An 11,385-nucleotide genomic window follows, 5' to 3' on the forward strand; every position below is an offset into this window, starting at 1 on the left:
TGAGCGGCGACGGTGTGGCGTGATCACTCCTCTGATCGGGTTGACGGCGTGCGTCCTGTCCGCCTGCGGAGGCGGGCAACCGGCGTCGGGGCCGAGCCCGGTTCGGCCCGTCGCGACCGCCGGTGGGACGCCGACCGGCAATGTGGCGAGCGCTCCGGCCACCGGGGCGGCCGCGACGGTGGACGTCTACGCCCACGACCGGCCCGGCATGCTCAGCCCGGTCGTGGCGGGGTTCCCCGAGCGGGTCTACGTGCCGAACAGCGAGGGCAACACCGTCAGCGTGATCGACCCACGCACCTACCGGGTGCTCCGCACCTTCGCGGTGGCCCGGCGACCGCAGCATGTCGTCCCCTCGTGGGATCTGAAGACGCTCTGGGTCAACAACAACGACGGCAACTCCCTGACACCGATCGATCCCATGACCGGCAAGGCCGGCAAGCCGGTGTTCGTCGACGATCCCTACAACCTGTACTTCACCCCCGACGGCCGCACCGCCCTGGTGATGGCCGAGCGGGAGAACCGGCTCGATTTTCTCGACCCGCACACCATGCGGCGCCGGCACTCGCTGCACATGCCCTGCAGAGGGATCAACCACGCGGACTTCACAGCTGACGGGAACCTCCTCCTCGGCAGCTGTGAGTTCTCCGGCCATTTGGTGGTCGTCGACACAGCCGCACGTAGGGTCCGCGCCGTCATCGACCTGGCGGACGGCACCACGCGACGCAAGGGCATCCAGCGCGCGGCATCGCGGTACAGCGACGCGTCGTATGCCATGGACCACGACATGGCGCACGACTCCATGCGGCACGGCCACATGCCGTACCCCAACATGCCGCAGGACGTGAAGCTCTCTCCGGACGGCACCACCTTCTATGTCGCCGACATGGCCAAGGACGGCGTGTGGCTCGTCGACGCGAAGGAGTTCCGTGTCACGGGTTTCGTCAAGACCGGCGCGGGCGCGCACGGGCTCTACGTCAGCCGGGACTCGAAGGTGCTGTACGTCTCCAACCGAGGCGCCGGATCGGTCTCCGTCATCTCCTTCGCCCTTCGCCGCCCGATCGACACCTGGCACATCCCCGGCGGCGGTTCGCCGGACATGGGCGGCGTGTCGGCCGACGGCCGCCGCCTGTGGCTGTCCGGACGCTACGACGGGGTCGTCTACGTGTTCGACACCGGGAACGGCGACCTCATCCGCAAGATCGACGTCGGCGCCGGCCCGCACGGCCTGTCCATCTACCCCCAGCCCGGCCGCTACTCCCTCGGCCACACGGGGGTCTTCCGATAAAGCACGGCGGAGACCGGTCCTCCAGCGGCCGCTGCCCGTTGTCGATCCGCGCCTGACGCACCCAGGTTCACGACGTCTCGGCCGTCTTGATCGCGGCGTACTCCTTGGCGTAGTGCGGACGGACCTCGCCGACCATCCGCACCGCACGCTCACGAAGCTCTCGCGGATAGGCAGATCGGGAACAACTCGATCGTGGCACCGTCCACTGTCCCGGTTGCGGCTCCGCGCTGCGTGTCGTCAATCGCCGGGGCGTAAGAACTCTGTGGGTGCCGATCATGACCACCGAACGTGACCAGGACCGCCCGATCATTCAGGAGCACAAGGTCTGGGAAGTTCAAACTCCTTCGCGGTGCTTCGGGCGACGTCCGGAGGCTAGCGGTCGCTCCACTTGATCTCGTGGGGGAGCAGGGTGAACGACCTGCCGTCCACGGTCGTGGTGATCTCCGCGTCGACGGTGTTGACCATCAGCAGCCGGCGAGGCTGCGCGAGCACCCGGACGCCGGGGTCGGAGGAGGTGACGGGCTCAAGCTTGGCTCCGGCGGGGAACCAGGTGGCGAAGTCGGCGATGAGTTTGCCGGTCGGGAGTTCGGCGCCGGTCCCCGGGTCCCACATGCACCCCTGGCAGGTGCCCTGCTTGGTCTGTGGATTCCAGTACAGCGCCGTGGCGGCACCGCTCTTCGCAAACTCGATCATCGAGGCGGCCTGGACGGCGAGCCGCATCGGCTCGGGCCAGGTGGTCTTGTCCTCGGGAACGAAGTACCACTCCGACCACCAGACCGGCATGTCGCCGGTCCTCTCGCGCAGCCAGGTGGTGACCGCGCTGAACTTGCCCAGCGCGCCGAACGCGTCGGGCAGCATCTCGTGGGCGTCGGTCAGCGAGGCGCCGTCGACCACGACGAAGTCGGCGCCCTTCTTGTTCTTGAACCAGTATTCGAAGGCGTCCAGGGCGTTCTGGTTGACGACCCCCCACGGCCCCCGCAGCTCGGACTTTCCCGTCCTGTTGCTGTCGAAGCCGAGATAGGGGCCGCCGACCATGGCGTCGGGCCTGGCCGCCTTCACCGCGTCGTAGACCTTGTTGTAGAGCTCGGTGTAGCCCTTGAAGTCCGCGGGCTTGGAGTGGTCCTTCCAGAAGCCCTTGAACTCGTTCCAGACCATGAAGTACTTGACGTCGCGATACTTGGTGGCGACGGCCGCCGACAGCTTGGCGAAGTCGTCGAAGTGCTTGGGATAGGGGGCGTCCTCCAGGTGCTCGCTCCAGCCCACGTCCGAGGTCGGGCCCTCGGGGCCGCCCTTCATCCAGTCGGGGGCGCAGCAGAGCGTCATGATCTGCGTGCCGCCGGACAGCCTCATGAGGTTCGTCCGGCTGTCGAGGTCCTCCCAGTAGAACTCTTTGGGGCGGGGCTGGGGGTTGAGCGCTCCGAATCCCATGATGTGCTGGTTCTGCAGCATCGGGGTTCTGGCGAGAGTCCCGGCCACGACCCGCTCGAACTGCTCGGTGACGTTGTTGGCGCTCACCCCCGTGTGGGTGAGCCCCCACCGGGGCCACGTGGGGTCGACCGGCGGTGCCTTCCCGATCGCGGTGTCGAGCACCGCCGGTGGGGTGGCGGACTGCCGTGCGACGGGAGGCGCCTCGTCGGCGGTGTCGGCGGAGGAGCACCCCGCCACCAGCGCCATCGCGACGGCCCCCGCGGCCAAGGCGATCATCCGTCCAGGACGCCGCCATGCCGATGCTCCGCTATCTGATGACACCTGATCCCCGCTCGATCTTGGCCGTCTACTCTGCCCAGAGCGTTCCACAGGCGAGGTAAGAGCGGCGTATAGGGGCGTGGTTCGCCGGCCAATATCGTGGCCGATCGCCTCGGCCGGCTGCCGCCGGACGCGCTCAAGAAGCTGCCGGCGGACAAGGAACAGCTGACCAAGCTGCTGAGCTACCACGCGGTCGAGCGCGGGAAGACCTCCGTCCCGGCTGGTCGCGGCCTCACCGCAGGGCGGAAATACCCTCAAATCACCTTAAAAGCGACAAATCATATTACACCTGGCAAGACTTGCCGTTTGGGATACGGCGACTACGTCTCAAAACATGTACCTTATGTATAAATATCATATAAAGCTTACCTTAAAATTGTTGGATGCGTAGAATGCGTTGATTTGGGGTCTTGACGAAGATACGTCCTCTGGCGAAGATTCTTGCCAATTGCGTACTTTCTGCCGGGGTGACCCAATACCCGGAGACGTGCGCCAACTGGAGGCATCTCTCATGAGGAGTTCTCTCGATGGCAGGAGACTCGGCCGTATCGCGGTCGTGCTCACTCTTCCCATTGCCCTGAGCTTCGGTTCGTTCCCCGTTCTCGCCGAGCCGTCCCCGCCGGTCAGCGAGGTCGTCCCCGACCATCAGTCCAGCACCGAACAGAACGGTGTGGCGCTGCTGCGCGTCATCGTCCCCGACGAGGCCGGCATCGACCGGCTCAACTCCATGGGCGTCGACCTCGCGGAGTACAAGAAGCCCGTCGACGGCGGGTTCGAGATGCACGCGGTACTGAGCCCGGAGGAGGCCCAGAACCTCCGCGATCTCGGCTTCAACATCGTCGGCAAGATCTCCGACCAGACGGAGTTCGCCGAGAACCTGGTCCAGCGGCGGAGCGCCGTCGCGGCCGAGGCCCAGGCGGCGGCGGAGGTCGACACGCTGACCCCGCTCCGCGCCGAGTGGTTCACCAGCCTCGACAACCAGAACTTCCTCTCCGTCGAGGTGAAGTCGAGCGCCATCGACGCGGCGACGGTGCTCACCGTCGCCTGGGACAGCGGCAAGGGCACCGCCCCCGACTCGGGCGGCACCGCGACGATGTCGCGCTTCACCGACGCCGGCCAGTACATGTACCACCGGTTCAGCTCGCCGCTGGCCGTGACCGCGGTTCCCACCAAGGCCACGATCACCAGCAACCGGGGTGGTTCGGTCACGGTTCCGGTGACCAAGTGGCTGGGTGAGAAGCGCAAGCCCCCGAAGAAGCACTACGTCGTGGACTTCGTCGACCGCTACATGGACCCGACCGAGATCACCGACCGGATCTCCGGCCTGGCCCAGGAATTCCCGAAGATCTCGCAGATCATCGATCTGCCGCACAAGACGAACGGCTACCGCCGGGCGGCGCAGGCCCAGTTCGGCACCGTCGCGGCGAGCACGTTCTACGTGACCTCGAAGGCGTACGGGCACGAGGGCGGCAACGACATCAGCGTGGCGCTGGTGAAGCCGGACGCCGCCTCGGCCGCGCTGAGCGTGTCGGTGAGCGGCAAGAACGTCGTGGTCAACCTCGGCACGAACGAGTCCTCCGCGATCAACAGCACCGCCAAGGCGGTGGTGGACGCGCTCAACGGCAACGCCGCGGCGTCGGCGCTGCTGACCGCCGCCACCTACCGGGGCAACGCGGGTGCCGGTCTTGTCGCCGCGGCCGTGGCGACGAAGCTGACCGACAACCTCAAGGCGCCGGCGACCGTCTCGCGCGAGCCGTTCCAGACGAAGGCGCTGCGCATCGGCAAGCAGCGCGACGGCTCGAAGGTCGGTGTGTTCCTCTACTGCCAGGAGCACGCCCGCGAATGGGTGACCCCGCTGACCTGTGTGGAGACCGCCGAGCGGCTGCTGCGCAACTACGCCCGGGACGGGGAGACCAAGAAGCTGGTCGACAACCTCGACATCTTCATCATGCCCACGGTCAACCCCGACGGCGGGCACTACAGCGTGTACGACTACAACATGCAGCGCAAGACCATGACCAACCACTGCCCGGTCAACGCGGCCGACCCCGCGAACCGCAACGCCTGGGGTGTGGACCTGAACCGCAACTTCTCGGTCGGTTCGGTCTTCGACGGTTACAGCGGCGCCTCGACGAGCTGCACCAGCGGCACCTACGCGGGCCCGGCCGAGCTGTCGGAGCCGGAGGCTCGCAACGAGGTCTGGATCACCGAGCAGTACCCGAACATCAAGTTCGCGATGAACACGCACTCCTACGGCGGCTACTTCATGTGGGCTCCGGGCTCGTACAAGTCCGCGGGGCGTGAGACGCTGCCGCGGCCCGACTTCGGTACGGAGAACTTCTTCTGGAGTGCCTCCAACCACATCCTCTCCAGCGTCCAGTCCTGGCGCGGCAACGGTATCTGGCCGGGCCGCACCGGTCCGATCCCGGACGTGCTGTACTCCGCGGCCGGTAACAGCGCCGACGAGCACTGGTACAACCGGGGCATCATCGGCTGGAGCTTCGAGGTCGGCGCGGACGTCTACAACCCGCAGACCGGGCGTTTCGAGGCGGTCGGCTTCCAGCCGCCGTTCGCCGAGGGCCACGAGGAGGCGATGGAGTTCTCGTCCGGGCAGATCGGCATCCTGGAGGTGGCCCGCCAGTACGCCGATGACAAGAAGAAGCCCGCCTCCAAGGTGAAGGTGACCGACCGGGCCGAAACGTCGACCACGTTCACCTTCGAGGTCGACGAGCCCGCCAACATCTACTACACCCTGGACGGCAGCCGGCCGACGCTGAACTCCACCAAGCTTCTCAGCGCGGGAATGCGCGAGGGCACCCAGCAGATCACGCTCGACAAGACCTCCGACGTCCACTGGTTCGCCGTGGACATCGCGGGCAACGTGGAGGGCAACTACAAGCCCGACGGCAACGGCAACAACTACCGCAAGGCGAAGGTGGAGGTCCGTAAGCTCCCCTGACCTCTTGAGATGTTCGTGCGGCCGCCGGTCCACCGACCGGCGGCCGTTCGGCGCTCTCCCCGCGCCACGGGAGGGCGTCTAATGGCCGGTTTCGAAGGCGGCCATCGGGATGTGCAGCCAGGTCGGGCGGTTGCGGGACTCGTAGACGACCTCGTACGCGGCCTTGTCGAGTTCCAGGGCGCGCAGCAGGACGGCGTCCTCGGCGCGCAGATGGCCGCCTCCGGCGGAGTAGCCGGCGAGGAAGGAGGAGCGGTTGAGCTCGGCCCACTCCACCGCGCGGGGGCGGAGGGCGTCGGGGTCGGGGTGGTCGGCGAGCAGGTGGCGGGCGGCGTAGTCGAAGGAGCGGAGCATCCCGGCCACGTCACGCAGCGGGGAGGACAGCGCGCGGCGCTCGGCGATGGGCCGGCCGGGCTCGCCCTCGAAGTCGAGGATGACCCAGTCGTTGTTGGTGCGCATCACCTGGCCGAGGTGGTAGTCGCCGTGGACCCGCTGGACGGGCATCTCCCCGGCCACGTCCGAGACCCGCTGGTAGGCCTCCTCCGCGACGTGGGCGTGCTCGCCGAGGGCGGGCACCTCCTGCACCGCGACGTTCAGGCGGCGGCGGAACTCCTCGACCATCCGCTTGACCTCCTGCGACTCGATCACGTCGGTCGGGAACGCCTCGGCCATCTCCCGGTGGACCGTGGCGGTGGTCACGCCGAGGCGGTAGGACTCGGAGCTGAAGTCGCCGCCCGCGTCGGAGGCCGAGGGTTCGAGGGAGCCGTACAGGTCGCGGACGCTGGCCAGGGCGAGGGCCCAGCCGTCGTTGGCGTTGGACAGGAACTCCTGGGTCATCGCCAGCGTGGTGGTCTCGCCGTCGAGGTCCGTCTCGATCCAGCCGTACGGCTTGGCGATGTGCGTGCTGCCGCGCAGGGCGAGGGCGGTGACGATCTCCAACTCGGGGTTCACCCCGGCGGTCAGGCGGCGGAACAGCTTGCAGATGTAGGTGCCGCCGTACACCAGCGAGGTGTTGGACTGCTCGGCGCCGAGGACGAGGCTCCGTTTGGAGGTGTCGATCTCCACCCCGTCGAGGTGGCGGAAGCGGACGGCGCCGAGGTCGCGGCCTTCCGCCATGCCGTCGAGCAGGGCGGTGGTGAGGTCGGCGTCGTAGGCGGCGTCGTAGTAGCCGTCGCCGATGTGGGCCGGTTTGAAGCGGGCCCACTCCGGCGCCTCGCTGCCGAGCAGCAGCTGGTAGCGGTCCCGGCCCCCTGACTGGTGGACGGAGATGATCAGGTGACGCAGGCGCGGTGCCAGTTCCACGTCCGAGTCGATGACGAGATCGTCGATCGGGCGCCCCTTACCGGCGAACCATCGTTGATGGGTGATCCAGCCGGTAAGGAGCTCCGTCAACACGGCTTTACGCCTCCTGGGATGCGGGTGGCAGGGTGAACCAGTAGAACCCATGCCCAGGAAGCGTCAAAAGATACGGAAGCTCCCCAACCGATGGAAAAGGAACCCCGCCCATCGTCTCCACCGGGACCGATCCCTCGAAGCGGCGCAGGTCGAGCTCCACCGGCTGCGGGAATCGGGACAGGTTGTTGACGCACAGCATCCGGTCGTCGCCGAGCTCGCGCACGAAGGCGAGAACGCTCGGGTTGGACGAGTTCAGCTCGGTGAACTCGCCGAGGCCGAAGACCGGGTGCCGCTTGCGGATGTCGATCATCCGCTTGGTCCAGTGCAGCAGCGAGCCCGCGCTGCGCTGCTGCGCCTCGACGTTGAGCGCCTGGTAGCCGTAGATCGGGTCCATGATGACCGGGAGATACAGGCGTCCGGGGTCGCAGTCGGAGAATCCCGCGTTGCGGTCGGGGCTCCACTGCATGGGGGTACGGACACCGTCGCGGTCGCCCAGCCAGATGTTGTCCCCCATCCCGATCTCATCGCCGTAGTACAGCACGGGAGATCCCGGAAGGGAGAGCAGCAACGCCGTGAAAAGCTCAATCTGGTTGCGATCGTTCTCCAGCAGCGGGGCGAGCCGCCGCCGGATGCCGACGTTGGCCCGCATCCTGGGGTCCTTGGCGTACTCCGAGTACATGTAGTCGCGCTCGTCGTCCGTCACCATCTCGAGCGTGAGCTCGTCGTGGTTGCGCAGGAAGATGCCCCACTGGCAGTTCTCCGGGATCTTCGGCGTCTGGGCCATGATCTCGGAGATGGGGTAGCGCGACTCCCGCCGCACCGCCATGAAGATGCGCGGCATCAGCGGGAAGTGGAACGCCATGTGGCACTCGTCGCCGCCGGTGGCGGCGTCGCCGAAGTACTCGACCACGTCGGCGGGCCACTGGTTGGCCTCGGCGAGCAGCACCCGGTCGGGGTAGAGCCGGTCGACCTCCGCCCTGACCCGCTTGAGGTACTCGTGGGTCCTGGGCAGGTTCTCGCAGTTGGTGCCGTCCTGCTCGAAGAGGTACGGGATCGCGTCCATCCGGAAGCCGTCGATGCCCAGGTCCAGCCAGAAGCGCAGCACCTCCAGCATCGCGTCCTGCACGTCCGGGTTCTCGTAGTTGAGGTCCGGCTGGTGCGAGAAGAAACGGTGCCAGTAGTACTGGCCGCGGACGGGGTCGTGGGACCAGTTGGACGTCTCGGTGTCGACGAAGATGATCCGGGCGTCCTTGTAGAGCTCGTCGTGGTCGTTCCAGACGTAGAAGTCGCCGAACGGCCCCTCGGGGTCGTGGCGGGAGGCCTGGAACCACGGGTGCTGGTCGCTCGTGTGGTTCATCACCAGGTCGGCGATGACCCGCATGCCGCGCTTGTGTGCCTCGTCGACGAGTTTCACGAAGTCTCCGAGGTCGCCGAAGTCAGGAAGGATCTTCATGAAGTCGGCGATGTCGTAGCCGCCGTCACGCAACGGCGACTCGTACAGCGGAAGCAGCCAGAGGCAGTCGACACCGAGCCACTGGAGGTAGTCCAGTCTCTGGATGAGACCGCGGATGTCTCCGGTGCCGTCGCCGTTGGAATCGGCGAAACCCCGGATGAGAACCTCGTAGAAGACGGCGCGCTTGAACCAGTACGGGTCGCGCGGTTTCTCCTCGTCGAAGGTGTTCGGAATCGGTTCAGGTAGCTGACTCACCAGTGGACTCCCCGCTGTTCTGCCGGTACACGTGCACCCGCCGGCTCACCGCTGGCTCGCCGCCGCTGCACGCAGAGTGAAGACGTGCGCTGGGTGGATGTGGGGATCGAGACGCACGTAGTTGTCCTGCCGCCAGCGATACGACTCGCCCGACAGTTCGTCGTCCACGACGAACTCGGCTTGCCAGTCGAGACCGAGGGCGGGCATGTCCAGCGACACCGTCGCCTCGTGGGTGTTGTGCGGATCCAGGTTCACGACGACGAGGACAACGTCGCCCAGGCCGTGCCGTCGTGTGGCCGTGTCATAGGCGCCGGGCAACCGCTTGGAGAAGCAGATCACATCCGGGTGGTTGACGCTGTGAAAACGTAGATTACGCAGTTCCTGGAGCGCCGGGTGTGCTCTTCGGAACAAATTGAGTTGCGTGATGAACGGGGCCAGGCTACGGCCTTCCCGCTCAGCCTCAACCCAATTGCGGGGTTTGTACTGATATTTCTCACTATCTAGGTATTCTTCGCTACCCGGTCGAACCGGTACATTCTCCGCAAGTTCATATCCGGCGTACACGCCCCACGTCGGCATCGCCGTCGCCGCGAGCACCGCTCTGATATGAAATGCCGGGACTCCCCCGTGCTGAAGGTATTCGTGGAGAATGTCCGGAGTGTTAACGAACACGTTCGGCCGCATGTAGTGCGACGTCTCGTGGGAGAGCTCGCCCAGGTACGACTCGACGTCCGGGCGCGAGTTCTTCCACGTGTAGTACGTGTACGACTGGTGGAAGCCGACCTTGGCCAGCGTCCGCATCATCGCGGGGCGGGTGAACGCCTCCGCGAGGAACAACACGTCGGGATCGGTGGCGTGGATGTCGGCCAGCAGCTTCTCCCAGAAGGAGACCGGCTTGGTGTGCGGGTTGTCCACCCGGAAGATCCGCACCCCGTGGTCCATCCAGAGCCGTACGACCCGCCTGATCTCCTCGTAGATCCCCTTGGGGTCCTTGTCGAAGTTCAGCGGGTAGATGTCCTGATATTTCTTCGGCGGGTTCTCCGCGTACGCGATCGAGCCGTCGGCGCGGATGTTGAACCACTCCGGGTGCTCCTTGACCCACGGGTGGTCGGGCGCGCACTGCAGGGCGAGGTCGATCGCGATCTCCATGCCCAGCTCGCGGGTCTTGGCCACGAAGGCGTCGAAGTCCTCGAACGTGCCCAGGTCGGGGTGGATGGCGTCGTGGCCACCCTCCTCGGAGCCGATCGCCCAGGGCGAGCCGGGATCGTACGGCTCGGGGGTCAGGGTGTTGTTGCGCCCCTTGCGGAAACTGTGCCCGATCGGGTGGATCGGTGGCAGGTAGACGACGTCGAAGCCCATCTTCGCCACGGCGGGCAGCCGCTTGGCGGCGGTCTGGAAGGTCCCGGACTTGGGGGCGACGCCCTGCTCGATGATCGCGCCCTCGGAGCGCGGGAAGAACTCGTACCACGACCCGAACAGCGCCCTGCGGCGGTGCACCAGGACCGTGCGCGGAGCCGACCTCGTCACCAGGTCGCGCAGCGGGTGGGCGCGCAGCAGCGCCGCGGTCTCGGGAAGCTGGGCGACGGTGAACCGGGCGCGCGGGTCGATCTCGGTGTCGCGCAGTCTGGCCGCGACCGCCTGGAGCGCGGCCCGGTGCCCGCAGACGTGCTGCTGCGCCTCCTTGGCGCGCCTCGCCGTCCTCGCCGCGGGCTTCCTGCCGCTCACCGGCCCGCCGGTCGCAACCGTACCGGTCACGGGTTCGCAGTCGGCGGCACGCACCGCTCTCGCCGCGCGGTCGAAGAGCCGGGCGCCCTCCTCGCACATCAGGTCGGCGTCCAGGCCCCGAGGGATCTTGATGCCCGCGTCGTGCAACCAGGTGGCGAGGGGGTCGCCCCACGCCTCCACCCGGAAACGCCACTCACCCTCGGTGGGCAGCGTCACCTCCACGCCCCACCGGTCGGTGCCGGGGGCGAGCTCGCCCATCGGCAACAGGGGGCCGCGCACGCCGTCGGGGCCGGTGAACACGACCCCTGCCGCGACCGCGTCGTGTCCCTCCCGGAACACGGTCGCGGAGATCTCGAAGGTCTCACCCGCGGCGGCCTTGGCGGGGCGGCGCCCGCAGTCGACCGTGGGGTGGATGTCCTGAATTGGAATTCGTCCGATCATCGCGTCTCAAGGTAGCGGCGGCACGCCCGGTACCGCCGGGGAAGTCAGCAAGGAAGGATCTTCGTTTGTGCAAGCATCACGGGGCGGTCGGTCTCGTGGCAGGCCGAGACCCCGCCCTGCTGGGACGGC

8 protein-coding genes are annotated in these 11,385 nt (G+C 67.1%); 3 read left to right on the top strand and 5 right to left on the bottom strand.

Going from position 1 to position 11,385, the window contains the following annotated elements; all coding sequences use genetic code 11:
- Nucleotides 1-19: 19 nt before the first annotated feature.
- Nucleotides 20-1,285, top strand: a complete 1,266-nt coding sequence (locus ABT352_RS26105) for a YVTN family beta-propeller repeat protein (RefSeq protein ID WP_350947561.1) — start codon at nt 20-22, stop codon at nt 1,283-1,285.
- Nucleotides 1,286-1,352: 67 nt separating this feature from the next.
- Here ABT352_RS26105 and ABT352_RS26110 read toward each other — a convergent pair whose 3' ends face one another.
- Nucleotides 1,353-1,526 carry a hypothetical protein gene (locus ABT352_RS26110; protein WP_350947653.1) on the bottom strand — a complete coding sequence of 58 codons (174 nt, stop codon included), beginning with the start codon at nt 1,524-1,526 and terminating at the stop codon, nt 1,353-1,355.
- A gap of 131 nt (nt 1,527-1,657) precedes the next feature.
- Nucleotides 1,658-2,989 carry a glycoside hydrolase 5 family protein gene (locus ABT352_RS26115; protein ID WP_350947562.1) on the bottom strand — a complete coding sequence of 444 codons (1,332 nt, stop codon included), beginning with the start codon at nt 2,987-2,989 and terminating at the stop codon, nt 1,658-1,660.
- Nucleotides 2,990-3,130: 141 nt separating this feature from the next.
- On the opposite strand from ABT352_RS26115, the gene ABT352_RS26120 reads away from it, so the two are divergent.
- On the top strand, nt 3,131-3,382 hold the full coding sequence (locus tag ABT352_RS26120) for a fasciclin domain-containing protein (RefSeq protein ID WP_350947563.1): 252 nt from the start codon (nt 3,131-3,133) through the stop codon (nt 3,380-3,382).
- A 160-nt stretch (nt 3,383-3,542) separates the two neighbouring features.
- Entirely contained in the window at nt 3,543-5,990 is a 2,448-nt protein-coding gene (locus ABT352_RS26125; RefSeq protein WP_350947564.1) for a M14 family zinc carboxypeptidase, read from the top strand.
- A gap of 78 nt (nt 5,991-6,068) precedes the next feature.
- On the opposite strand, the gene ABT352_RS26130 is transcribed toward ABT352_RS26125, so the two are convergent.
- Genes ABT352_RS26130 through ABT352_RS26140 form a run of 3 tightly spaced genes read right to left on the bottom strand, consistent with a single transcriptional unit; the run spans nt 6,069 to nt 11,256 of the window.
- Nucleotides 6,069-7,382, bottom strand: coding sequence for a maltokinase N-terminal cap-like domain-containing protein (locus ABT352_RS26130; RefSeq protein ID WP_350947565.1), 1,314 nt, complete (start codon nt 7,380-7,382; stop codon nt 6,069-6,071).
- A 4-nt stretch (nt 7,383-7,386) separates the two neighbouring features.
- On the bottom strand, nt 7,387-9,090 hold the full coding sequence (gene treS / locus ABT352_RS26135; protein ID WP_350947566.1) for a maltose alpha-D-glucosyltransferase: 1,704 nt from the start codon (nt 9,088-9,090) through the stop codon (nt 7,387-7,389).
- A 45-nt stretch (nt 9,091-9,135) separates the two neighbouring features.
- A complete protein-coding gene (locus ABT352_RS26140; protein WP_350947567.1) occupies nt 9,136-11,256 on the bottom strand; it encodes an alpha-1,4-glucan--maltose-1-phosphate maltosyltransferase in 2,121 nt (706 codons plus the stop codon).
- Between the last annotated feature and the right edge of the window lie 129 nt (nt 11,257-11,385).

It is taken from the genome of Streptosporangium sp. NPDC000563 (assembly GCF_040299985.1).
GTDB lineage: Bacteria > Actinomycetota > Actinomycetes > Streptosporangiales > Streptosporangiaceae > Streptosporangium.

Excerpts from the sequence above, each read along its gene's own strand:
- ABT352_RS26140 (WP_350947567.1), bottom strand. The coding sequence starts at position 11,256 with ATGATCGGACGAATTCCAATTCAGGACATCCACCCCACGGTCGACTGC.
- ABT352_RS26125 (WP_350947564.1), top strand. The coding sequence starts at position 3,543 with ATGAGGAGTTCTCTCGATGGCAGGAGACTCGGCCGTATCGCGGTCGTG.
- ABT352_RS26115 (WP_350947562.1), bottom strand. The coding sequence starts at position 2,989 with ATGATCGCCTTGGCCGCGGGGGCCGTCGCGATGGCGCTGGTGGCGGGG.